Below are 24180 nucleotides of genomic sequence, written 5' to 3'. Positions count from 1 at the left end.
CCGGCTGAGCGCGCAGTTCCCCGCGCCCCTAGGCAGTTAGGGGCGCGGGGAACGGCGCGAGCAACCGAGCACGGCCCGCAGACGAACGAGCCTTCAGGGGCGCGGGGAACTGCGCGACCAGCCACCCACCGGCCCGCAGACGCGACGCGCACCCTCGGAGAGTTTCGGGAAGGGGCGGGGTGGGGGAGAACCGCGCGAAGCGCGAAGGGGGCCCGGGCGCGCCCGAGGGGGGCGCGGGCGGCGGGGGCGAAGCCCCAGGCACAATGAAGGCGTGACCCGCGCATCCCTGGACAAGCAGCCACACGACGTCGCCTCGATGTTCGACGACGTCGCCGCGAAGTACGACCTCACCAACGACGTGCTCTCCCTCGGCCAGTCCCGCCTCTGGCGCAAGGAGGTCGCCAAGGCGGTCGACGCCCGCCCCGCCCAGAAGGTCCTGGACCTCGCCGCCGGCACCGCCACCTCCTCCCTCCCGTTCGCCGCCACCGGCGCGTACGTCGTCCCGTGCGACTTCTCCCTCGGGATGCTGAAGGTCGGCAAGGGCCGCCACCCCCACCTGCCGTTCACCGCGGGCGACGCCACGAAGCTCCCGTTCAAGGACGACACCTTCGACGCCGTCACCATCTCCTTCGGCCTGCGCAACGTCCAGGACACCGACACCGCCCTGCGCGAGCTGCTGCGCGTGACCCGCCCCGGTGGCCGCGTGGTCATCTGCGAGTTCTCGCAGCCGACCTGGAAGCCGTTCCGTACGGTCTACAGCGAGTACCTGATGCGCGCCCTGCCCCCGGTCGCCACCGCCGTGTCGTCCAACCCCGACGCGTACGTCTACCTCGCCGAGTCCATCCGCGCCTGGCCCGACCAGCCCGCGCTGGCGGCCCGGCTCCAGCGGGCCGGCTGGTCCAAGGTGGCCTGGCGCAACCTCACCGGCGGTGTGGTCGCGCTGCACCGCGGCTACAAGCCCCAGTAACCCGGCACCCGGCACCGGCACCCCGTGGACCAGCAGGACTACCAGGCCGTTCTCCAGCAGATCGCGGACGACGTCGCGCCCCTCGTGGGCGGCGGCACCCCCGCCGCGTACATCCCCGCCCTCGCCGGCGTGGACCCGTCCCGTTTCGGCATGGCCGTCGCGGACCTCGACGGCAAGGTCTACGGGGTCGGGGACTGGCAGCGCCCCTTCTCCGCGCAGTCGATCACCAAGGTGTTCACGCTCGCCCTGGCCCTCGCGCGCGGCGGCGACAGCCTGTGGGAGCACGTCGGCCGCGAGCCCTCGGGCAACCCGTTCAACTCCCTCGTCCAGCTGGAGTACGAGAACGGCATCCCGCGCAATCCGTTCATCAACGCGGGCGCGCTGGTCGTGACGGACCGGCTCCAGACCCTCACCGGGGACGCCAGCAGCGAACTCCTGGAGTTCCTGCGGGAGGAGACCGGCAACCCCGCGCTCGCCTTCGACGCGGTGGTGGCCGAGTCCGAGGCGGCCCACGGCGACCGGAACGCGGCCCTGGCCCACTTCATGGCCTCGTACGGCAACATCGCCAACGACGTACCGACGCTGCTCGACCACTACTTCTGGCAGTGCGCCATCGAGATGAGCTGCGCGGACCTGGCCCTGGCGGCCCGCTTCCTGGCCCGTCACGGCCTGCGCGCGGACGGCTCGCGGCTGCTGTCGCGCAGCGAGGCGAAGCAGGTCAACGCGGTGATGCTGACGTGCGGGACGTACGACGCGGCGGGCGACTTCGCGTACCGCGTCGGACTGCCCGGCAAGAGCGGTGTGGGCGGCGGGATCATGGCGGTCGTCCCCGGCCGGTGCACGCTGTGCGTGTGGAGCCCGGGGCTGGACGCCCGGGGCAACTCGGTGGCGGGGGTGGCGGCGCTGGACCGCTTCACGACACTCACGGGCCTGTCGGTGTTCTAGCCCCCACCCCGCCCCTTCCCGAAAGCCCTGGGCGGGCGGCCGGGTGAGGGTTGGGCGGGCTGCCGGGGCGGTGCCCCCGGACCCCCTGTTTTCGTCCGCGGACCGTGCTGGGTCGCCCGCGCAGTTCCCCGCGCCCCCAGCCACCTGGGGCGCGGGGAACTGCGCGGGAGGCGGCCACGGTCCGCAGACGAACGAGCCTTTAGGGGCGCCGGGAACTGCGCGACCAGCCACCCACCGTGCCGCAGCCGAACCGCACCACGACTTGGCCGAAAGTCGCCCGCTCGTCGGCGTTTAGGGGCGCGGGCCCTCACAGCGCGAGCCGAAAGCAGTACCCCTCCCGTTCGGACAACGGCGTCCGGAACGTCTCGGCGAGCCGCATCCCCAGCCGCCGGGTCACGGCGACGGACCGCTCGTTGCGGGCATCGACCATGGCCACCACCCCGTCGACCCCCGCGGCCCGCACCCGGTCGACGGCGACCCGGGCCGCCGCCGTGGCGTACCCCCGCCCCCACGCCCGCCGGGCGAGCCGCCAGCCGATCTCCACCTCGCCGACCGGGCCCCACCCGTGGGGCCACGGCTGCGCGCCCGTGAAGCCGATCACCGCGTCGTCCTCGTCCAGGAGCGTCCAGAGACAGAACCCCCGCTCCGCGTCGTGCCGGCGCTGGCGCGCGGTCAGCTCCTCGTACACCGACAGCTCCGCCGCCCTGCCCCCGTGGAACTCCATGACCTCCGGATCGGCGAACACCTCGTGCCAGGCGTACGCGTCCTCCTCGGTCGGCACACGCAGCCGTACGACCGGTACGGCGGGCAGGGACTTCTCCTCGGTGGAGCTCATGGCGTGGGCAACCCTTCGCGATAACGATCAACACCCACCCATAGACTGCACATGTCCCGTGCGTTCCGGCACACGAAAACGAGTCTTCGGGAGAACCCGCTGTGACCGAGCCCCTCTCCGAACACACCGCGGACGTGATCGTCGTCGGGGCCGGCCCCGCCGGGTCGACCACCGCGTACTACCTGGCCAAGGCCGGACTCGACGTACTGCTGCTGGAGAAGACCGCCTTCCCCCGCGAGAAGGTCTGCGGCGACGGGCTGACCCCGCGCGCCACCAAGCAGCTGGTCGCCATGGGCATCGACGTCTCCGAAGAGGCCGGCTGGCTGCGGAACAAGGGCCTGCGCATCATCGGCGGCGGCGTCCGCCTCCAGCTCGACTGGCCGGACCTCGCCAGCTACCCCGACTACGGACTCGTCCGCAAGCGCGACGACTTCGACGAGCAGCTGGCCCGCCAGGCCCAGAAGGCCGGCGCCCGCCTCCACGAGCGCTGCAACGTGGGCGCGCCGGTCATCGACGACCGTACGGGCCGGATCACCGGCGTGCACGCCAAGCTCGGCGAGGACAAGCGCGAGGTCACCTTCCACGCGCCGCTCGTCGTCGCCGCCGACGGCAACTCCACCCGCCTCTCCCTCGCCATGGGCCTGCACCGCCGCGAGGACCGCCCGATGGGCGTGGCCGTCCGGACGTACTTCCACTCGCCCCGCCACGACGACGACTACCTGGAGTCCTGGCTGGAGCTGTGGGACCGGCGCGGCCCGGGCGAGGACCGCCTCCTGCCCGGCTACGGCTGGATCTTCGGCATGGGGGACGGCACCTCCAACGTCGGCCTCGGCGTCCTCAACACCTCCGCCTCCTTCAAGGAACTCGACTGGCGCGAGGTCCTGAAGGCCTGGTGCGCCTCCATGCCCGCCGACTGGGGCTACACGGAGGAGAACATGACGGGCCCCATCCGCGGCGCGGCCCTGCCCATGGCCTTCAACCGCCAGCCGCACTACACCAAGGGCCTGCTCCTGGTGGGCGACGCGGGCGGCCTGGTCAACCCGTTCAACGGCGAGGGCATCGCGTACGCCATGGAGTCCGGCCAGATCGCGGCCGACGTCATCGTCCAGGCGCACGCCCGCGCGACCCCCGCCCAGCGCGAACTGGCCCTGCACAACTACCCGAAGGTCCTCAAGGACACCTACGGCGGCTACTACACGCTGGGCCGCGCCTTCGTGAAGCTCATCGGCAACCCGAAGGTCATGAAGATCGCCACCCAGCGCGGCCTGACGCACCCGGTGCTGATGAAGTTCACCCTGAAGATGCTGGCGAACCTGACCGACCCCACGGGCGGCGACGCGATGGACCGCATCATCAACGGCCTGTCGAAGGTGGCCCCCAAGGCCTGAGCGGCCTCCTCGCGCCCGCGCGCACGCGAAAGGGCCGGTGCTCCCCCCGAGAGGAGCACCGGCCCTTCGCCGTATCCCTGAAGCGCCGCGACTAGAGGACGCGGACCGCGCCGGTCGGCCGGTCCCAGTCCATGCTGCGCTCGACCACACCGGTCGAGGAGTTCTGCGCGCCGACGAACTTGCCGCCGCCGACGTAGATGGCCACGTGGTACGCGGAGCCCGCACCGCCCCAGTACAGGATGTCGCCCGCCTGGAGGTTCGAGAGCGAGACCTGGCGGCCCGCCGTCGACTGGTCCTGCGAGACGCGCGGCAGGTCGATGCCCACCTGGCGGTAGGCGGCCTGCACCAGGCCCGAGCAGTCGTACGCGCTGGAGCCGGTGGCCCCGGACACGTACGCCTTGCCGACCTGGGCCAGCGCGAAGTTCACGATGGTGGCGGCGGAACCCGTGGCCGTGGAGGACGGCGTGGTGACGGAGCTGCTGCCGCCACCGGTCGAGGCCAGGGTGGTGCGCGCGGAGGAGCGGGAGGCGCGCGCGGCGGCCTCCTCCTTCGCCTTGGCCTCGGCCTCCGCCTTGGCCTTCTTCTCCGCCTCTGCCTTGGCGTCCGCGTCGGCCTTCGCCTTCTTGGCGAGCTTGGCGGCGCTGGAGGCGGCGGCGTTCTGCTGGGCCTTCAGCTGGAGGTCGGCGGCGACCTGCTGGGTGGCCTCGGAGGCGGCGGCGGCGGTGCTCGCGAGACCGGTCGTGAGCGTGGGCATCTCGATGGTCTCGGTCACCGGCTCGGCGGCGATGGCCGGGGCGGCGGCGCCTGCCACCGCGATGGTGCTGAGGACGCCACCGGCAACTCCGGCACGGAGCGCGAGCTTGGAGGCGCTGCGGCGGGGCTTCCGGTGGCTGGGTATGTGAGCGGTGTGGGACATGAGGACAACCGCTATCAGGGGTTCAGGGTTCCCTTCAAGAAACGTGTGCTGCGCCACAGTTGTGCTCGGAACGGGCGAATCCGCTTCCCGCGCGCCCTTATTGACGCCGTAACGGGCAATACGGGCAGGGGCAATCACGGCTGTGATCATGTGGTTTTTATAAATAGTCCGAATTGCCCGTCGCCTACCATCCGTTCACACCGTTGGCCAAGCCCGGTTTAATCCGTGACGGTTCCGTGTGACGCAGGTCACTTCGTATCCCGGCGTCATCCGTCCCGTGACCGGCTCGTGATCATGAGAGCGCGGAGGGCGGCGGCGAGGTGTCGCTTCTAGATCATTTAAGGCCGGTCCGGATCGGTCTGCGTCGTTCGGTGCGACGGTGCGGAGTTCGTGAACGCGTGCACAGGTCCACCGGCGGGCCACGCCCTCACCCGCACGAGTGAGCCGCGCTCCTTTATCACTCGGACGAGTCCATCGCCAATTTGCTTGTAGGGCCCATGTCTTGATAGAGCCGCACCCCCTGCGACCAGCGGTAACAGGAGCAGATGCTACGCCTTGTGATCACTCGGCCGCTTCGGGTGTGAAGATCACCGCTCATCCGACTTCATGATCCTTCGTCAGGTGGTGGAGATCACAAAGCCGTTGGCGCACCCCGTGTCGCAGATCACAGACCACCGGGCATAGGATGCGGTGCAGTCGGGCTTGTGAACTGCCTCACATGTGCGCGATCTTCGCGCGGCGGGAGGGGCGGCAGCGGCGCCCGTGTGCGGTCCAACGGTCAAGGACGACTGGAAGGAGCGAGGAGCGTGAATGCCTACGCGCCCATCCTCGTGCTCGGCGCCCTCGGGGCTGGGTTTGCGATCTTCTCCGTGGTCATGGCCACGCTTATCGGCCCAAAAAGGTACAACCGGGCGAAACTTGAGGCGTACGAGTGCGGGATCGAACCGACTCCCACGCCGGCCGGCGGCGGCCGCTTCCCCATCAAGTACTACCTGACGGCGATGCTCTTCATCGTCTTCGACATCGAGATCGTCTTCCTCTACCCCTGGGCCGTCACCTTCGACGCCCTGGGGGTCTTCGGGCTCGTGGAGATGCTGCTCTTCGTGCTCACCGTGTTCGTCGCCTACGCGTACGTATGGCGGCGCGGCGGCCTGGAATGGGACTGAGGGGCTGAGGGGCACCTATGGGACTCGAAGAGAAACTGCCGAGCGGCTTTCTGCTGACCACCGTCGAACAGGCCGCGGGCTGGGTGCGCAAGGCGTCCGTCTTCCCCGCCACCTTCGGTCTGGCCTGCTGCGCCATCGAGATGATGACGACCGGCGCCGGCCGCTACGACCTGGCCCGCTTCGGTATGGAGGTCTTCCGCGGCTCGCCGCGCCAGGCGGACCTGATGATCGTGGCGGGCCGCGTCAGCCAGAAGATGGCGCCGGTCCTGCGGCAGGTCTACGACCAGATGCCCAACCCCAAGTGGGTCATCTCCATGGGGGTGTGCGCATCCTCGGGCGGAATGTTCAACAATTACGCGATTGTGCAGGGTGTTGACCACATTGTCCCGGTCGACATCTATCTGCCCGGCTGCCCGCCCCGGCCCGAGATGCTCATCGACGCGATCCTCAAGCTCCACCAGAAGATCCAGGGCTCCAAGCTCGGCGTGAACGCGGAGGAGGCCGCCCGCGAGGCGGAGGAGGCCGCCCTCAAGGCGCTGCCCACCATCGAGATGAAGGGGCTGCTGCGGTGAGCGACGACCGTACTCCCAAGGGGCCGGGCGACGGCGCCCCCGGGACGCCCGAGGCGCCCGAGAGCGGCGGCCTGCCCGCCCAGCGCGACGACACCGGCGACGTCATCGGCGTCCGCCGGGGCATGTTCGGCGCCGAGAAGGGCGGCGACACCAGCGGCTACGGCGGCCTGGTGCGCACCGTCACCCTGCCCGGCGCCTCCTCCCGCCCCTACGGCGGCTGGTTCGACGAGGTGGCCGACGAACTCGAAGGCGCCCTGGAGGAGCAGGACCTGCTCCCCGAGAACGCCATCGAGAAGACGGTCGTGGACCGCGGCGAGCTCACCTTCCACATCGCGCGCGAGCACCTCGTCCGGGTGGCCCGGACCCTGCGCGACGACCCGGCCCTGCGCTTCGAGCTCTGCACGGGCGTCAGCGGCGTCCACTTCCCCGGCGACAAGGGCCGCGAGCTCCACGCCGTCTACCACTTGCGCTCGCTCACCCACGGCCGGCTGATCCGCCTGGAGGTCACCGCCCCGGACAGCGATCCGCACCTGCCGTCCCTGGTCGCCGTCTACCCGACCAACGACTGGCACGAGCGCGAGGCCTACGACTTCTTCGGCCTGGTCTTCGACGGCCACCCCGCCCTCACCCGGATCATGATGCCGGACGACTGGCAGGGCTTCCCGCAGCGCAAGGACTACCCCCTCGGCGGCATTCCCGTCGAGTACAAGGGCGCCCAGATCCCGGCTCCGGACCAGCGGAGGTCGTACACCTGATGAGCACTTCCAGTGACGCTTCCCGCGCCTTCGCGCGGGAGACGACCGAGGGGACCGTCTACACGGTCACCGGCGGCGACTGGGACGAGGTCGCCCGCACCGCCGCCCGCGCCGACGACGAGCGCATCGTCGTCAACATGGGCCCCCAGCACCCCTCCACGCACGGTGTGCTCCGGCTGATCCTGGAGATCGACGGCGAGACCGTCACCGAGGCCCGCTGCGGCATCGGCTATCTGCACACCGGCATCGAGAAGAACCTCGAATTCCGCACCTGGACGCAGGGCACCACCTTCGTCACGCGCATGGACTACCTGACGCCGTTCTTCAACGAGACGGCGTACTGCCTGGGCGTGGAGAAGCTGCTCGGCATCACCGACCGGATCCCCGACCGCGCCTCGGTGATCCGGGTGCTCCTGATGGAGCTGAACCGGCTCTCCTCGCACCTGGTCTGCATCGCCACCGGCGGCATGGAGCTCGGCGCCACCACGATCATGATCTACGGCTTCCGGGACCGCGAACTCATCCTCGACATCTTCGAGCTGATCACCGGTCTGCGGATGAACCACGCGTTCGTCCGCCCCGGCGGCCTCGCCCAGGACCTCCCGCCGGGCGCGGTGGACCAGCTCCGCGAGTTCGTGAAGACGATGAAGAAGAACCTGCCGGAGTACGACAAGCTCGCCACCGGCAACCCGATCTTCAAGGCCCGGATGCAGGACGTCGGCTACCTCGACCTGACCGGCTGCATGGCGCTCGGGGCCACCGGCCCCATCCTGCGCTCCGCGGGCCTGCCGCACGACCTGCGCAAGACCGACCCGTACTGCGGCTACGAGACCTACGACTTCGAGGTCCCCACCGCCGACAGCTGCGACGCCTACGGCCGCTTCCTGGTGCGGCTGGAGGAGATGCGCCAGTCGCTGAGGGTCGTCGAGCAGTGCCTGGACCGGCTGGAGCCCGGCCCGGTCATGGTCGCCGACAAGAAGATCGCCTGGCCCGCCCAGCTCGCGCTCGGCCCGGACGGACTCGGCAACTCCCTCGATCACATCAAGAAGATCATGGGCACCTCCATGGAGTCCCTGATCCACCACTTCAAGCTGGTGACCGAGGGCTTCCGGGTGCCCGTCGGACAGGCGTACGCGGCCGTCGAGTCGCCCAAGGGCGAGCTCGGGGTGCACGTCGTGAGCGACGGAGGCACCCGCCCCTACCGGGTCCACTTCCGCGATCCGTCCTTCACCAATCTCCAGGCCATGGCGGCGATGTGCGAGGGCGGCCAGGTCGCCGACGTCATCGTGGCCGTGGCGTCCATCGACCCCGTGATGGGAGGCGTCGACCGGTGACCGAGACCACGCCGACGAGCCTGGGCATGCCCCAGTTGCCCGCGCCCGACTACCCGGCCGACGTCCGCGCCCGGCTGGAGGCGGACGCCAAGGAGGTCATCGCCCGCTATCCGGGCAGCCGCTCCGCGCTGCTGCCGCTGCTGCACCTCGTGCAGTCGGAGGAGGGCCACGTCTCCCGCACCGGCATGCGCTTCTGCGCGGAGATGCTGGACCTCACGACCGCCGAGGTGACCGCGGTGGCCACCTTCTACACCATGTACCGGCGCAAGCCCTCGGGCGACTACCAGGTGGGTGTCTGCACCAACACCCTCTGCGCGGTGATGGGCGGGGACGCCATCTTCGACGAGCTCAAGCGCCACCTCGGGGTGGGCAACGACGAGACCACCCCCGACGGCAAGGTGACGCTCGAACACATCGAGTGCAACGCCGCCTGCGACTTCGCGCCCGTGGTGATGGTCAACTGGGAGTTCTTCGACAACCAGACCCCCGAGTCGGCCAAGCGCCTCGTCGACGACCTGCGCGCGGGCCGGCCGGTGGAGCCCACCCGCGGGGCCCCGCTCTGCACTTACAAGGAGACCGCCCGCATCCTGGCCGGCTTCCCCGACGAGCGCCCCGGCGCCGTCGCGGCGAGCGGGGGCGCGGGCCCGGCCTCCCTGGTCGGCCTGCGCCTGGCCAAGGGCGAGGCACCGCAGCCGCGCGTGGTCCACCCGCGCGGCGAGGGCCCGGGCGACGACGGTCCGCGCGACCAGGGTCCGCGCGGCGCGGGCCCCCACGACGAGGCCCAGCCCGGCTCCGGGCACCTCAGCTCGCACGACGCACCGCAGCAGACCTCTGCGTCCGACCCCGCGCACCCGGCGGGCCCGGTCGACGAGGAGGGGGAGTGATGACCTTGGCAGCCGAAATCGGCGGCAACGGGAACGGAAGCAGCCCGGAGAAACTGCTGGCGCCCGTTCTCTCCGCCTTCTGGGACCAGCCCGACTCCTGGACCCTGGAGACCTACCGCCGGCACAACGGCTACGAAGGGCTGCGCAAGGCCCTGGCCATGTCCCCGGACGACCTCATCGCGTACGTGAAGGACTCCGGGCTGCGCGGCCGGGGCGGCGCGGGCTTCCCCACGGGCATGAAGTGGCAGTTCATCCCGCAAGGTGATGGCAAACCGCACTATCTAGTTGTCAACGCCGACGAGTCGGAGCCCGGGACCTGCAAGGACATCCCGCTCCTCTTCGCCAACCCGCACAGCCTCATCGAGGGCATCGTGATCGCCTGTTACGCGATCAGGTCGTCGCACGCGTTCATCTATCTGCGCGGGGAGGTCGTCCCCGTACTGCGGCGGCTGCACGAGGCCGTACGGGAGGCCTACGCGGCGGGCTTCCTCGGCAAGGACATCCTCGGCAGCGGCCTCGACCTCGAACTCACCGTCCACGCGGGCGCCGGCGCCTACATCTGCGGTGAGGAGACCGCCCTGCTGGACTCCCTGGAAGGCCGTCGCGGCCAGCCCCGGCTTCGTCCCCCCTTTCCCGCGGTCGCCGGTCTCTACGCGTGCCCCACTGTTGTCAATAACGTCGAGTCCATCGCCAGCGTTCCCGCGATCCTCACTCGCGGAAAAGACTGGTTCAAGTCGATGGGGAGCGAGAAGTCCCCGGGCTTCACGCTCTACTCGCTCAGCGGGCACGTCGCCAGCCCCGGCCAGTTCGAGGCGCCCCTGGGCATCACGCTGCGCCAGCTGCTCGACATGAGCGGCGGGATGCGGCCGGGCCACCGGCTCAAGTTCTGGACGCCCGGCGGCTCCTCGACCCCGATGTTCACCGACGAGCACCTCGACGTCCCCCTGGACTACGAGGGTGTCGGCGCCGCGGGCTCCATGCTCGGCACCAAGGCGCTCCAGTGCTTCGACGAGACCACCTGCGTGGTGCGGGCGGTCACCCGCTGGACCGAGTTCTACGCCCACGAGTCCTGCGGCAAGTGCACCCCCTGCCGCGAAGGGACGTACTGGCTGGTCCAGTTGCTCCGCGACATCGAGGCGGGCAAGGGCGCCATGGACGACCTCGACAAGCTCTCCGACATCGCCGACAACATCAACGGCAAGTCGTTCTGCGCGCTCGGCGACGGCGCCGCCGCGCCCATCTTCTCCTCGCTCAAGTACTTCCGCGCGGAGTACGAGCAGCACATCACGGGCCGGGGCTGTCCCTTCGACCCGGCCAAGTCGACCCTGTGGGCCGACAGCCCGCACCGCACCACGGAGGTGAACGCATGACGGTGACGACTGGCGCTCCCTCCGGCGGCGGAGAGGCGGCGGTGCCGCCCGAGGACCTGGTCTCGCTGACCATCGACGGCGTGGAGATCAGCGTCCCCAAGGGCACGCTGGTGATCCGGGCCGCCGAGCAGATCGGCATCGAGATCCCCCGGTTCTGCGACCACCCGCTGCTCGACCCGGTCGGCGCCTGCCGCCAGTGCATCGTGGAGGTGGAGGGCCAGCGCAAGCCGATGGCGTCCTGCACCATCACCTGCACCGACGGCATGGTGGTCAAGTCGCAGCTGACGTCGCCCGTGGCCGAGAAGTCCCAGCGCGGGGTGATGGAGCTGCTGCTCATCAACCACCCGCTGGACTGCCCGGTCTGCGACAAGGGCGGCGAGTGCCCGCTCCAGAACCAGGCCATGCTGGTGGGCGACCCCGACACCCGCTTCGAGGGCAGCAAGCGCACCTACGAGAAGCCGGTGCCGATCTCGGCGCAGGTACTGCTGGACCGGGAGCGGTGCGTGCTGTGCGCGCGCTGCACCCGCTTCTCCGAGCAGATCGCCGGCGACCCGATGATCGAGCTCCTGGAACGCGGCGCCCTCCAGCAGGTCGGCACCGGCGAGGGCGACCCGTTCGAGTCGTACTTCTCCGGCAACACCATCCAGATCTGCCCGGTCGGCGCGCTGACCTCGGCGGCGTACCGGTTCCGCTCCCGCCCCTTCGACCTGGTCTCCTCGCCGTCGGTGTGCGAGCACTGCGCGGGCGGCTGCGCCACCCGCACCGACCACCGGCGCGGCAAGGTCATGCGGCGCCTCGCCGCCAACGACCCCGAGGTCAACGAGGAGTGGCTGTGCGACAAGGGCCGGTTCGGCTTCCGGTACGCCCAGAAGCCCGACCGGCTGACCCATCCGCTGGTGCGCAACGCGGCCGGTGAGCTGGAGCCCGCCTCCTGGCCCGAGGCGCTGGAGGCGGCCGCGGCCGGACTCCACGCGGCCCGCGGCCGGGCCGGGGTGCTCACCGGCGGCCGGCTGACCGTCGAGGACGCCTACGCGTACGCCAAGTTCGCCCGGATCGCCCTCGACACCAACGACGTCGACTTCCGCGCGCGCGTGCACTCGGCCGAGGAGGCCGACTTCCTGGCGGCGCGCGTCGCCGGGCGCGGCCACCTCACCGGGGAGGGCGTCACGTACTCCTCCCTGGAGAAGGCGCCCGCGGTGCTGCTCGCCGGGTTCGAGGCGGAGGAGGAGGCCCCCGGCGTCTTCCTGCGGCTGCGCAAGGCCTGGCGCAAGCACGGCCAGCGCACCTTCTCACTGGCCACCCATATGACCCCGGGCCTGGAGAAGGCGGGCGGCACGCTGCTGCCCGCCGCCCCCGGGACCGAGACCGAGTGGCTGGACGCGCTGGCGGGCGGGGTGGGCCTCGACTCGGACGGCTCGGCCGCCGCCGAGGCGCTGCGCGCCCCCGGCTCCGTCATCGTGGTCGGCGAGCGCCTCGCGGCGGTCCCGGGCGCGCTGACCGCGGCCGTACGGGCCGCCGCCGCGACCGGGGCCGAACTGGTGTGGATCCCGCGCCGGGCCGGCGAGCGGGGCGCGATCGAGGCGGGCGCCCTGGCGGCGCTGCTGCCCGGCGGCCGCCCGGCCACCGATCCACGCGCGCGTGAGGAGGTCGCCGCCGTCTGGGGGGTGCGCCAACTGCCGCACCGCTTCGGACGGGACACCGGCCAGATCGTCGAGGCCGCGGCCACCGGCGAGCTGGGCGCGCTGCTGGTCGCGGGCGTCGACCCGGCCGACCTGCCGGATCCGGCACGCGCGCGTGAGGCGCTGGCGGGGGCCTTCGTGGTCTCCCTGGAGCTGCGGCCGAGCGAGGTCACCGAGCGGGCGGACGTGGTCTTCCCGGTCGCGGCCGTCGCCGAGAAGTCCGGCTTCTTCCTCAACTGGGAGGGCCGCGCCCGGATGTTCGAGGCCGCCCTGAAGCCCGAGCAGATGACCCGGCGCCTGGCGCCCGCCGACGCGCGCGTGCTGCACATGCTCGCGGACGCCATGGACGTCCACCTGGCGCTCCCCGACAACCGCGCCGCGCGCGCGGAGCTCCAGCGCCTGGGCCACTGGGACGGCCCGCGCGCCACCGAGCCCCTGGAGACCTCCCAGGCGCTGCCCCGGCCCGCTGAGGGCGAGGCGGTCCTCGCCGGCCACCGGCTGCTGCTCGACCTCGGCACCCTCCAGGAGGGCGACGAGGCGCTGGCCGCGACCCGGCACGCGGCCCTGGCCCGGCTCTCGGCGGCCACCGCGGCCGAGAGCGGCGTCAAGGACGGCGACCTGCTCCAGGTGAGCGGCCCCGCGGGCGCGGTCCGGCTGCCGCTGAAGGTCACCGAGATGCCCGACCGGGTGGTGTGGCTGCCGCTCGACTCGGTTGGTGACGGCGTGTACGCGGACACCGGAGCGGTCCCGGGCCGGATCGTCCGCATCGGCCCGGCGGCGCGTGCCGATGCCACCGTCGCACCGGAGGTGCGGCCGTGACCGACTTCCCCTCCCGCCCCGCGGCACCGGGCGCCGCCGTCCACGTACCGGAGGTGCGCGCGTGACCCCGACCTTCCTCGCGGCCGAGGACCTCTCCCTGTTCGGCCGCGACCCCTGGTGGCTCATCGCCCTCAAAGCGGTGTTCTGCTTCGCCTTCCTGATGGTGACCGTGCTGTTCTCGATCGTCTGGGAACGCAAGGTCGTCGCCTGGATGCAGCTGCGCATCGGCCCCAACCGGCACGGCCCCTGGGGGATGCTCCAGTCCCTCGCCGACGGCATCAAACTGATGCTGAAGGAGGACGTGGTCGTCAAGCGGGCCGACAAGGTGGTCTACGTCCTGGCCCCGATCGTCGCCGCGATCCCCGCCTTCATGGCGATCGCCGTGATCCCCTTCGGGCCGTCCGGCAACGAGGTCTCGATCTTCGGCCACCGCACCACGATGCAGCTCACCGACCTGCCGATCGCGATGCTCTACGTCCTCGCGTGCGCCTCGGTCGGCATCTACGGCATCGTGCTCGCGGGCTGGTCCTCCGGATCGACGTACCCGCTGCTCGGCGGGCTCCGCTCGTGCGCGCAGATGATCTCGTACGAGATCGCGATGGGCGCGGCCTTCGCCTCGGTCTTCCTCTACTCGGGGTCGATGTCGACCTCGGAGATCGTCGCCCAGCAGCACGACCGCTGGTACATCGTGCTGCTGCCGGTCTCCTTCATCATCTACGTGGTCACCATGGTGGGCGAGACCAACCGCGCCCCCTTCGACATGCCCGAGTCCGAGGGCGACCTCGTCGGCGGCTTCAACACCGAGTACTCGTCGATCAAGTTCGCGCTGTTCATGCTGGCCGAGTACGTCAACATGGTCACCGTCTCGGCGGTGTCGACCACCCTCTTCCTGGGCGGCTGGCGGGCCCCGTGGCCCGTGTCCACCTTCTGGGAGGGCGCCAACCACGGCTGGTGGCCGATGCTCTGGTTCGTCATCAAGGTCCAACTGCTGCTGTTCTTCTTCATCTGGCTGCGCGGCACGCTGCCCCGCGTCCGCTACGACCAGCTGATGAAGCTCGGCTGGAAGGTCCTCATCCCGGTCTCGGTCGTCTGGCTGATGCTGGTGGCGACCGTGCGCGCGCTGCGCAACGACGGCCACGACTTCTCCAAGATCGTGCTGTACGTGGGCGGCGCGGTCGTCGCCGTCCTGCTGATCTCGCTGGTCGCGGACGTCTTCCGGGGCCGCAAGGAGGAGTCGGCGGCCGAGGCCGCGCCACCCGCGTTCGACCCGATGGCGGGCGGATACCCGGTGCCACCGCTGCCCGGACAGACCCTTCCGCCGGTGCCGCGCCGACGCCCCAGGCACGAGCGGGAGTTGGTTGTCAGTGGTGGGTTGGATACTGAGAGTGACCGTGACGGAAGGGAGGACGAGGGTGTCTAAGTCATCGGAACCGGCGGGGACTCCGGGGGAGCCCGGGGCTTCGTCCGAGGACAAGTTCCTCAACCCCGTGGCCGGCTTCGGCGTGACCTTCAAGGCCATGTTCAAGAAGCGGCTGACCGAGCAGTATCCGGAGCAGCCGAAGACCACGGCTCCCCGCTTCCACGGGCGCCACCAGCTCAACCGACATCCGGACGGCCTGGAGAAGTGCGTCGGCTGCGAGCTGTGCGCCTGGGCCTGCCCGGCCGACGCGATCTACGTGGAGGGCGCCGACAACACGGACGAGGAGCGCTACTCGCCGGGTGAGCGGTACGGAATCGTCTACCAGATCAACTACGCCCGCTGCATCCTGTGCGGCCTGTGCATCGAGGCGTGCCCCACGCGCGCGCTGACGATGACCAACGAGTTCGAACTGGCCGACAGCAGCCGCGCGAACCTGATCTACACCAAGGAGCAGCTGCTCGCCGGGCTCGACGAGGGCATGGTCGACTCGCCGCACGCGATCCACCCCGGCATGACCGAGGGCGACTACTACCGGGGCCTGGTCACCGAGGCCGCCCCCGGCACGGTCCGCCAGGTCGCCGTCTCCAAGGGCGAGCGGCCCCCCGCCGCCGGACAGCCCGCCACCGGGGAGCAGCCCGAGGAGGTGGACGCGTGATGCAGCTCGCCGTCTCCGCCACGACGACCTCCACCGGGGAGGCGTTCCAGTTCTGGGTGCTGGGCACTGTCGCCGTCATCGGCGCGCTGTGCACGGTCCTGATGAAGAAGGCCGTGCACAGCGCGCTGTGCCTGGCCGGGACGATGATCATCCTGGCGGTCTTCTACCTCGCCAACGGGGCGTACTTCCTGGGCATCGTCCAGGTCGTCGTCTACACCGGCGCGATCATGATGCTCTTCCTCTTCGTGGTGATGCTGGTCGGTGTCACGGCGGCCGACTCGCTCCAGGAGACCATCAAGGGCCAGCGCGTCTGGGCCGCGGTCTGCGGGATCGGCTTCGGGGTGCTCCTCGTCGCGGGCATCGCCAACGCCTCCCTGAAGCACTTCGACGGCCTGAAGCAGGCCAACGCCGGGGGCAACGTGGAGGGCCTGGCCGCCCTCATCTTCACCAAGTACGTGTTCGCCTTCGAGATCACCGGCGCCCTGCTCATCACCTCGGCGATCGGCGCGATGGTGCTCACCCACCGCGAGCGCACCGAGCGCGCCAAGACCCAGCGCGAGCTCTCCGAGCAGCGCGTGCGCGAGGGCAAGCACCTGCCGCCCCTGCCGGCCCCGGGTGTCTACGCCCGGCACAACGCGGTGGACATCGCGGGCCTGCTGCCCGACGGCACGCCGTCCGAGCTCACCGTCAACCAGACGCTGCGCGGCCGCGGTCAGATCCGTGACGTGTCCAGCGAGGCGCTGTCCGACCTGAAGGCGCTGGAGCAGCGCTCCGCGGAGCGGCTCGGCCGGGAAGAGGAGGCCGCGAAGTGAATCCCGTCAACTATCTCTACCTGTCAGCCCTGTTGTTCACCATCGGCGCGGCCGGCGTGCTCATCAGGCGGAACGCGATCGTGGTCTTCATGTGCGTCGAGCTGATGCTCAACGCCTGCAACCTCGCGTTCGTGGTCTTCTCCCGGATGCACGGCAACCTCGACGGCCAGATCATCGCGTTCTTCACGATGGTCGTCGCCGCCGCGGAGGTCGTCGTCGGGCTCGCGATCATCGTGTCGCTCTTCCGTTCCCGCCACTCGGCCTCGGTCGACGACGCCAGCCTGATGAAGCTCTGAGGGGTCGCTAGAACCGTGGGAAACACAGAGAACCTGATTGCGCTGCTGATCGCGGCGCCTCTGCTCGGAGCGGCCGTCCTGCTGTGCGGCGGGCGGCGGCTCGACGCCGTCGGACACTGGGTGGGCACCCTGCTCGCGGCCGTCTCCTTCGGCCTCGGCGTGGCGCTCTTCGCCGACATGCTGGGCCGCTCGGCCGACGAACGGGCGGTGCACAAGCACCTGTTCAGCTGGGTCCCCGTGGAGGGCTTCCAGGCCGACGTCGGCTTCCAGCTCGACCAGCTGTCCATGACCTTCGTCCTGCTGATCACCGGTGTGGGCACCCTGATCCACATCTACTCGATCGGCTACATGGAGCACGACGAGAACCGCCGGCGCTTCTTCGGCTACCTCAACCTGTTCCTCGCGGCGATGCTCCTGCTGGTCCTCGCCGACAACTACCTGCTGCTGTACGTGGGCTGGGAGGGCGTCGGTCTGGCGTCCTACCTGCTCATCGGCTTCTGGCAGCACAAGCCGAGCGCGGCGACGGCGGCCAAGAAGGCCTTCCTGGTCAACCGGGTCGGCGACATGGGCCTGTCCATCGCCATCATGGTCATGTTCACCACCTGGGGCTCGTTCGCCTTCGCGACCGTCTTCGACCAGGTCGGCGAGACCAGTGACGGCCGCAACACCGCCATCGGCCTGATGCTGCTGCTCGCCGCCTGCGGCAAGTCCGCCCAGGTGCCCCTGCAGTCCTGGCTCGGGGACGCGATGGAGGGCCCGACCCCGGTCTCGGCCCTGATCCACGCGGCGACGATGGTGACCGCCGGCGTCTACCTGATCACCCGCTCCGGCGTGATCTTCAACGCGGTGCCGGACGTGCAGACGGTCGTGGTGGTCGTCGGCGCGGTCACGCTCCTGTTCGGTGCGATCGTCGGTTGCGCCAAGGACGACATCAAGAAGGCCCTGGCGGGCTCGACCATGTCGCAGATCGGCTACATGGTCCTCGCCACCGGCCTCGGCCCCATCGGCTACCCCTTCGCGATCATGCACCTGGTGACCCACGGCTTCTTCAAGGCCGGGCTCTTCCTCGGCGCGGGCTCCGTGATGCACGGGATGAACGACGAGGTCGACATGCGCAAGTACGGCGGCCTGCGCAAGTACATGCCGGTCACCTTCATCACCTTCGGCCTCGGCTACCTCGCCATCATCGGTTTCCCGGGCCTGTCCGGCTTCTGGTCCAAGGACAAGATCATCGAGGCGGCCTTCGCCAAGGGCGGCACCGAGGGCTGGATCCTCGGCGCGGTCACCCTGCTGGGCGCCGCCATCACCGCGTACTACATGACGCGCGTGATGCTGATGACGTTCTTCGGCGAGGAGCGCTGGCGCGACGCCCCGACCCCCTCGCCGGCCGAGCCCAGTGTGGAGCCGGCCGCCGAGCACCGCGGCGAGCACACCGAGCCGCACCCGCACGAGTCGCCCGGCACCATGACGATCCCGATGATCGTGCTGGCCTTCGGCTCGGTCCTCGCGGGCGGGCTCTTCAGCATCAACGAGTCGTTCGTGAAGTGGCTGGAACCGGTCACGAGCCTCTCGCACGGCGACTCGCCGGTGAGCGAGGTGGCGGTCACCGCGGCCACCGTCACGGTGCTGCTGATCGGCGTCGGCCTCGCGTACCTCCAGTACGGACGCAAGCCCGTCCCGGTCACCGCCCCGCGCGGCTCGCTGCTCACCCGGGCCGCCCGCCGCGACCTGCTCCAGGACGACTTCAACCACGTGGTCCTGGTCCGCGGCGGCGAGCACCTCACCCGCTCGCTGGTGTACGTCGACCACACCCTGGTCGACGGCGTGGTCAACGGCACCGCGGCCGGGTTCGGCGGGCTCTCCGGCCGGCTGCGCAAGCTGCAGAACGGCTTCGCGCGCAGTTACGCGGTGTCGATGTTCGGAGGCGCGGCGGTGCTCATCGCCGCGACCCTGCTGATGAGGGCGGTGTAAGGCATGTCGTTCCCCCTCCTTACCGCGACGGCGGCGCTCCCGGCGGTCGGCGCGATCGCCACCGCCGCCGTCCCGGCCGAGCGGCGGACGGCCGCCAAGTGGCTGGCGCTGCTGGTCTCGCTCGGCACGCTGGTCCTCGGCGCCGTCCAGCTCGTCCGCTTCGAGCCGGGCGGCGACCGGTACCAACTGACCGAGTCGCACGCCTGGATCAAGGACTTCGGCGTCCGCTACGAACTGGGCGTGGACGGCATCGGAGTGGCGCTGATCGGGCTCACGGTCCTGCTGATCCCGTTCATCATCGCCGCGGGCTGGCACGACGCCGATCCCCTGGAAACGCACACCAGCCGCTGGCGCCCGACCCAGGGCTTCTTCGCCCTGATCCTCGCCGTCGAGGCGATGGTGATCCTCTCCTTCGAGGCCACCGACGTCTTCCTCTTCTACATCCTGTTCGAAGCCATGCTGATCCCGATGTACTTCCTCATCGGCGGCTTCGGCGACCGGGCCCACGGCTCGTATCGATCTGCCGCCGACGCGGCCCGGGGGGACGAGGCGGCGGCCACCCAGCGGTCGTACGCGGCGGTCAAGTTCCTGCTCTACAACCTGGTCGGCGGTCTGATCATGCTGGCCGCGGTGATCGGCCTCTACGACGTCGCCGGGACCTTCTCGCTCGACGAGATCGCGGCGGCGCGCGCGAACGGCTCGCTGGACATGGCGACCAACACCGAACGGCTGCTGTTCCTCGGCTTCTTCTTCGCCTTCGCGGTGAAGGCCCCGCTGTGGCCGCTGCACACCTGGCTGCCGAACGCGATGGGCGAGGCCACGGCCCCGGTCGCGGTGCTGATCACGGCGGTGGTCGACAAGGTCGGCACCTTCGCGATGCTCCGCTTCTGCCTCCAGCTCTTCCCCGAGGCCTCCAAGTGGGCCACACCGGTGATCCTGGTCCTCGCCGTGATCAGCATCATCTACGGGGCGCTGCTGGCGGTCGGCCAGCGCGACATCAAGCGCCTGGTGGCGTACGCGTCGATCTCCCACTTCGGGTTCATCGTCATGGGCATCTTCGCGATGACCACGCAGGGCCAGTCCGGCGCCACGCTCTACATGGTCAACCACGGGATCTCCACGGCCGCGCTGATGCTGGTGGCCGGCTTCCTGATCTCCCGCCGCGGCTCGCGACTGATCGCGGACTACGGAGGGGTGCAGAAGGTGGCCCCGCTGCTCGCGGGCACGTTCCTGGTGGGCGGTCTGGCGACGCTCTCGCTGCCGGGCCTCGCGCCCTTCGTGAGCGAGTTCCTGGTCCTGGTGGGCACGTTCAGCCGCTATCCGGCGATCGGCGTGATCGCCACGCTGGGCATCGTGCTGGCCGCGCTGTACGTGCTGGTGCTCTACCAGCGGACGATGACCGGCCCGGTCAAGGACGAGGTGCGGGGCATGCCCGATCTGAAGGTCCGTGAGCTGGTGGTGGTCGCCCCGCTGATCGCGCTCCTGGTCTTCCTCGGGGTCTACCCCAAGCCGCTGACCGACATCGTCGACCCGGCGGTCCAGCACACCATGTCCGACGTACACAAGAAGGACCCCGAGCCCGTGGTGGAGGCGGCCCAGTGAGCACAGCAGCAGCTGTCCACAGCCTGTGGACGACGGCGGCCGACGGGAAGGTCGACAAGATCCCGGCGCCGCACATCGAGTACGCCCAGCTGGCCCCCACCCTGATCGTGCTCGGCGCGGCGGTGGTGGGCGTGCTGGTCGAGGCGTTCGTCCCGCGCAGAAGCCGGTACTACGCCCAGGTGTTCCTCTCCGTCGTCGCGCTCGCCGCCGCCTTCGCCGCGGTCGTCGCGCTCGCCGCGGACGGGTACGGCACGACGAAGGCGCACATCGCGGCGATGGGCGCGGTGGCCGTCGACGGCCCGGCCCTCTTCCTCCAGGGGACCATTCTCCTCGCCTCGGTCGTCGCCGTCTTCACCTTCGCCGAGCGCCGCCTCGACCCCGACGCCCACGGCAACCGGGTCGACTCCTTCGCCGCGCAGGCCGCGTCCGTGCCCGGCAGCGACAGCGAGAAGGAGGCGGTCAAGGCCGGTTTCACCACCACCGAGGTCTTCCCGCTGGCCCTCTTCGCCGTCTCCGGCATGCTGGTGTTCCCGGCGGCCAACGACCTGCTGACGCTCTTCGTGGCGCTGGAGGTCTTCTCCCTGCCGCTCTACCTGCTCTGCGCGCTGGCCCGCCGCAAGCGGCTGATGTCGCAGGAAGCGGCCGTGAAGTACTTCCTGCTCGGCGCCTTCTCGTCGGCGTTCCTGCTGTTCGGCATCGCGCTTCTGTACGGATACGCGGGCTCCGTCCAGTACGCGACGATCGCGGACGTCGTCGACGGCACGGTCCAGACCGTGGACCCGGCGCTCGCGGGCACCATGGGCAACGACGCGCTGCTGCTGATCGGCGGCGCGATGCTCCTGATGGGGCTGCTGTTCAAGGTCGGCGCGGTGCCGTTCCACATGTGGACGCCGGACGTCTACCAGGGCGCGCCCACCCCGGTCACCGGCTTCATGGCCGCCGCCACCAAGGTTGCCGCCTTCGGCGCGCTGCTGCGGCTGCTGTACGTGGTGCTGCCCGGGATGCGCTGGGACTGGCGGCCGGTCATGTGGGGCGTCGCCATCGTCACGATGGTCGGCGGCGCGATCGTGGCGATCACGCAGACCGACATCAAGCGGCTCCTCGCGTACTCGTCGATCGCGCACGCGGGTTTCATCCTGGCCGGTGTGATCGCGACCAACGCGGACGGCATCTCGTCGGTGCTGTTCTACCTCGGCGCGTACTCGTTCGTGACGATCGGGGCGTTCGCGGTCGTCACGCTGGTGCGCGACGCGGGCGGCGAGGCGACGCACCTGTCCAAGTGGGCCGGGCTCGGCCGCCGTTCGCCCCTGGTGGCGGCGGTGTTCGCGGTCTTCCTGCTCGCCTTCGCCGGCATCCCGCTGACCTCCGGCTTCACGGGGAAGTTCGCGGTCTTCAAGGCGGCGGCGGAGGGAGGCGCGGGGGCGCTGGTCGTGGTCGGTGTGATCTCCTCGGCGATCGCCGCGTTCTTCTACATCCGGGTGATCGTCCTGATGTTCTTCAGCGAGCCCAAGGCGGACGGGCCGACCGTGGCCGTTCCCTCGCCGCTGACGATGACGGCGATCGGCGTCGGCGTCGCGGTGACGCTGGTGCTGGGTGTGGCGCCGCAGTACTTCCTGGATCTGGCCGGGCAGGCGGGGGTCTTCGTGCGGTAAGCGCCCCAGGGAGGTCCAGGAGCCCCGGTACGTCCTATCGTGCCGGGGCTCCGCGCTACCCCCGTCAGGGCCCTGTGGATAACTTTTCAGCCCGCCGACCTGCGGTTATGGCGCGATCCGGTCCGACCGCGGCAGGGCGTGTCCGCCCGGACCCCTATCGTGGCAGGGGTGGCGGAGTTACGAGGACGACGGTGGGGGACGGTGGGATGAACGGGACAGAAGGGGCGGTCGAGGTGGTGGACCAGCCGGTGGCCGGGACGACGGACGGGCCGGCGGCCGGGAGCGAGGCGCTGCGGACGCTGAACCGGGTCTTCGGCTACGAGAGCTTCCGCGGCGACCAGGGCGCGGTCATCGAGCACGTGGTGAGCGGCGGCGACGCCGTGGTGCTCATGCCCACGGGTGCCGGAAAGTCGCTCTGCTACCAGATCCCCGCCCTGGTCAGACCCGGTACGGGAGTGGTGGTCTCGCCCCTCATCGCCCTGATGCAGGACCAGGTCGACGCACTGCGGGCGCTCGGCGTGCGGGCCGGCTTCATCAACTCCACGCAGGACTTCGACGAGCGCCGCACGGTGGAGGCGGAGCTCCTCGCGGGCGAGCTCGACCTGCTCTACCTGGCCCCGGAGCGGCTGCGCGTGGAAGCCACGCTCGACCTGCTCTCCCGGGCGAAGATCTCCGTCTTCGCGATCGACGAGGCGCACTGCGTGGCGCAGTGGGGCCACGACTTCCGCCCGGACTACCTGGCGCTGTCGATGCTGGGGGAGCGCTGGCCGGACGTGCCGCGCATCGCCCTGACGGCGACGGCGACGCGGGTCACCCACCGCGAGATCACCGACCGGCTCGTGATGCCGAAGGCCCGCCACTTCGAGGCGAGCTTCGACCGGCCCAACATCCAGTACCGGATCGTGCCGAAGAACGACCCCAAGAAGCAGCTCCTGACCTTCCTCAAGGAGGAGCACGAGGGGGACGCGGGCATCGTCTACTGCCTCTCGCGCGCCTCGGTGGAGAAGACCGCCCAGTATCTGAGTGACAACGGCGTGGCGGCCGTGCCGTACCACGCGGGCCTGGACGCGGCCACGCGCGCGCTGCACCAGTCCCGCTTCCTGCGCGAGGACGGGCTGGTCGTGGTGGCGACCATCGCGTTCGGCATGGGCATCGACAAGCCCGACGTGCGGTTCGTGGCCCACCTGGACCTGCCCAAGTCGGTCGAGGGGTACTATCAGGAGACGGGCCGCGCGGGCCGCGACGGCCTGCCGTCCACCGCGTGGATGGCGTACGGCCTGCAGGACGTGGTCCAGCAGCGCAAGCTCATCCAGGGCGGCGAGGGCGACGAGGCGTTCCGGCGCCGGGCGGGCGCCCATCTGGACTCGATGCTGGCGCTCTGCGAGACCGCCGAGTGCCGCCGCGCCCAGCTCCTCCAGTACTTCGGCCAGGAGGCCCCGGCCGCCCACTGCGGCAACTGCGACACCTGTCTGAACCCGCCGGAGACCTGGGACGGCACGGTGGCCGCGCAGAAGGTGCTCTCGACGGTCGTACGGCTGGAGCGGGAGCGGCGCCAGAAGTTCGGGGCGGGCCAGATCATCGACATCCTGCTCGGCCGCAAGACCGCCAAGGTCATCCAGTTCGACCACGACGCGCTGTCGGTGTTCGGCATCGGCGAGGACCTCTCCGAGGCGCAGTGGCGGGGCGTGGTGCGGCAGTTGCTCGCCCAGGGCCTGCTGGCCGTGGAGGGCGAGTACGGGACGCTGGTCCTGACCGGGACGAGCGGGGAGGTCCTGGGCGGCGGGCGCGAGGTCAGGCTCCGCTCGGAGCCGGCGAAGCCCGAGCGCGCGCCCCGGGCACGCGGTGCGGGCAAGGCCAAGGCCGCCCCGGCCGACTTCCCGGAGGAGGCTGCTCCGCTCTTCGAGGCCCTGCGCGCCTGGCGGGCCGCGCAGGCTCGCGAGCAGGGCGTCCCCGCGTATGTGATCTTCCATGACGCCACCCTGCGGGAGATCGCCGTGGCCCGCCCCGGTTCGGTGGAGGAGCTGGGCACGATCGCCGGGGTGGGCGAGAAGAAGCTGGTGACGTACGGCGAGGGCGTGCTGGCGGTGCTGGGGGAGCAGGAGTAGGCGGAGGGGCGCGCCCGGTGCCCCTCCACCTGTCCCG

Annotated in this window: 20 protein-coding genes; 18 read left to right on the top strand and 2 right to left on the bottom strand. The window is 70.6% G+C overall.

All coding sequences use genetic code 11. The annotated features are described in order from the left end of the window. Positions 1 to 271: 271 nt before the first annotated feature. Both AC069K_RS32730 and AC069K_RS32725 read left to right on the top strand, forming a co-directional pair. Positions 272 to 967, top strand: coding sequence for a demethylmenaquinone methyltransferase (locus AC069K_RS32730; protein WP_358832689.1), 696 nt, complete (start codon positions 272 to 274; stop codon positions 965 to 967). A 24-nt stretch (positions 968 to 991) separates the two neighbouring features. Then, positions 992 to 1912, top strand: coding sequence for a glutaminase (locus AC069K_RS32725; RefSeq protein ID WP_365107453.1), 921 nt, complete (start codon positions 992 to 994; stop codon positions 1910 to 1912). A gap of 307 nt (positions 1913 to 2219) precedes the next feature. Here AC069K_RS32725 and AC069K_RS32720 read toward each other — a convergent pair whose 3' ends face one another. Further along, positions 2220 to 2747, bottom strand: coding sequence for a GNAT family N-acetyltransferase (locus tag AC069K_RS32720; RefSeq protein ID WP_365112944.1), 528 nt, complete (start codon positions 2745 to 2747; stop codon positions 2220 to 2222). A 101-nt stretch (positions 2748 to 2848) separates the two neighbouring features. Between AC069K_RS32720 and AC069K_RS32715 the strand changes: the two genes are divergently transcribed. Next, on the top strand, positions 2849 to 4135 hold the full coding sequence (locus AC069K_RS32715) for a geranylgeranyl reductase family protein (protein ID WP_478622211.1): 1287 nt from the start codon (positions 2849 to 2851) through the stop codon (positions 4133 to 4135). 91 nt (positions 4136 to 4226) lie between these two features. Here the strand turns inward: AC069K_RS32715 and AC069K_RS32710 are convergent, their stop codons facing one another. Then, complete coding sequence (locus AC069K_RS32710; protein WP_478622209.1) at positions 4227 to 5051, bottom strand: C40 family peptidase; 825 nt, start codon at positions 5049 to 5051, stop codon at positions 4227 to 4229. 806 nt (positions 5052 to 5857) lie between these two features. Here AC069K_RS32710 and AC069K_RS32705 point away from each other — a divergent pair. The 15 genes from AC069K_RS32705 (at position 5858) to recQ (ending at position 24143) form a co-directional block, all read left to right on the top strand. Then, positions 5858 to 6217 (top strand): NADH-quinone oxidoreductase subunit A, encoded by a 360-nt coding sequence (locus tag AC069K_RS32705; RefSeq protein WP_007383963.1) that lies wholly within the window; start codon positions 5858 to 5860, stop codon positions 6215 to 6217. Between the two features lie 17 nt (positions 6218 to 6234). Next, the gene (locus tag AC069K_RS32700; RefSeq protein ID WP_067163033.1) at positions 6235 to 6789 is read left to right on the top strand and encodes a NuoB/complex I 20 kDa subunit family protein; all 555 of its coding nucleotides are present in this window, start codon (positions 6235 to 6237) and stop codon (positions 6787 to 6789) included. Positions 6790 to 6860: 71 nt separating this feature from the next. Further along, positions 6861 to 7544, top strand: coding sequence for an NADH-quinone oxidoreductase subunit C (locus tag AC069K_RS32695; protein WP_358832694.1), 684 nt, complete (start codon positions 6861 to 6863; stop codon positions 7542 to 7544). Further along, on the top strand, positions 7544 to 8878 hold the full coding sequence (locus AC069K_RS32690) for an NADH-quinone oxidoreductase subunit D (protein ID WP_365112954.1): 1335 nt from the start codon (positions 7544 to 7546) through the stop codon (positions 8876 to 8878). Before AC069K_RS32695 ends, AC069K_RS32690 begins: the two co-directional genes overlap by 1 nt. Before the next feature lie 26 nt (positions 8879 to 8904). After that, positions 8905 to 9762 (top strand): NADH-quinone oxidoreductase subunit NuoE, encoded by an 858-nt coding sequence (gene nuoE / locus AC069K_RS32685; protein WP_478622278.1) that lies wholly within the window; start codon positions 8905 to 8907, stop codon positions 9760 to 9762. Further along, a complete protein-coding gene (gene nuoF, locus AC069K_RS32680; RefSeq protein ID WP_478622206.1) occupies positions 9762 to 11132 on the top strand; it encodes an NADH-quinone oxidoreductase subunit NuoF in 1371 nt (456 codons plus the stop codon). The genes nuoE and nuoF overlap by 1 nt, the downstream gene beginning before the upstream one ends. Further along, positions 11129 to 13630 (top strand): NADH-quinone oxidoreductase subunit G, encoded by a 2502-nt coding sequence (locus tag AC069K_RS32675; protein ID WP_478622205.1) that lies wholly within the window; start codon positions 11129 to 11131, stop codon positions 13628 to 13630. Before nuoF ends, AC069K_RS32675 begins: the two co-directional genes overlap by 4 nt. 61 nt (positions 13631 to 13691) lie before the next feature. Next, the gene (gene nuoH / locus AC069K_RS32670) at positions 13692 to 15050 is read left to right on the top strand and encodes an NADH-quinone oxidoreductase subunit NuoH (protein ID WP_365112962.1); all 1359 of its coding nucleotides are present in this window, start codon (positions 13692 to 13694) and stop codon (positions 15048 to 15050) included. A 67-nt stretch (positions 15051 to 15117) separates the two neighbouring features. Beyond that, positions 15118 to 15705, top strand: a complete 588-nt coding sequence (gene nuoI, locus AC069K_RS32665; protein WP_358832692.1) for an NADH-quinone oxidoreductase subunit NuoI — start codon at positions 15118 to 15120, stop codon at positions 15703 to 15705. Beyond that, positions 15705 to 16517, top strand: a complete 813-nt coding sequence (locus tag AC069K_RS32660; RefSeq protein ID WP_365112986.1) for an NADH-quinone oxidoreductase subunit J — start codon at positions 15705 to 15707, stop codon at positions 16515 to 16517. The genes nuoI and AC069K_RS32660 overlap by 1 nt, the downstream gene beginning before the upstream one ends. Next, positions 16514 to 16813, top strand: a complete 300-nt coding sequence (gene nuoK, locus AC069K_RS32655; RefSeq protein WP_067163047.1) for an NADH-quinone oxidoreductase subunit NuoK — start codon at positions 16514 to 16516, stop codon at positions 16811 to 16813. The genes AC069K_RS32660 and nuoK overlap by 4 nt, the downstream gene beginning before the upstream one ends. A 15-nt stretch (positions 16814 to 16828) precedes the next feature. Then, entirely contained in the window at positions 16829 to 18784 is a 1956-nt protein-coding gene (gene nuoL / locus AC069K_RS32650; RefSeq protein ID WP_478622202.1) for an NADH-quinone oxidoreductase subunit L, read from the top strand. A gap of 3 nt (positions 18785 to 18787) precedes the next feature. Then, positions 18788 to 20386 carry an NADH-quinone oxidoreductase subunit M gene (locus AC069K_RS32645; RefSeq protein WP_478622200.1) on the top strand — a complete coding sequence of 533 codons (1599 nt, stop codon included), beginning with the start codon at positions 18788 to 18790 and terminating at the stop codon, positions 20384 to 20386. Continuing rightward, positions 20383 to 22038 carry an NADH-quinone oxidoreductase subunit NuoN gene (nuoN, locus tag AC069K_RS32640; protein WP_478622199.1) on the top strand — a complete coding sequence of 552 codons (1656 nt, stop codon included), beginning with the start codon at positions 20383 to 20385 and terminating at the stop codon, positions 22036 to 22038. The genes AC069K_RS32645 and nuoN overlap by 4 nt, the downstream gene beginning before the upstream one ends. A gap of 206 nt (positions 22039 to 22244) precedes the next feature. Beyond that, positions 22245 to 24143: a DNA helicase RecQ gene (gene recQ, locus AC069K_RS32635; RefSeq protein WP_478622198.1), complete on the top strand. Its 1899-nt coding sequence runs from the start codon at positions 22245 to 22247 to the stop codon at positions 24141 to 24143. Positions 24144 to 24180: the final 37 nt, after the last annotated feature.

Source organism: Streptomyces sp. NPDC043908 (assembly GCF_056435525.1).
Note: the sequence above shows the minus strand (reverse complement) of the source record. Positions and strands in the feature narration are given on the sequence as shown.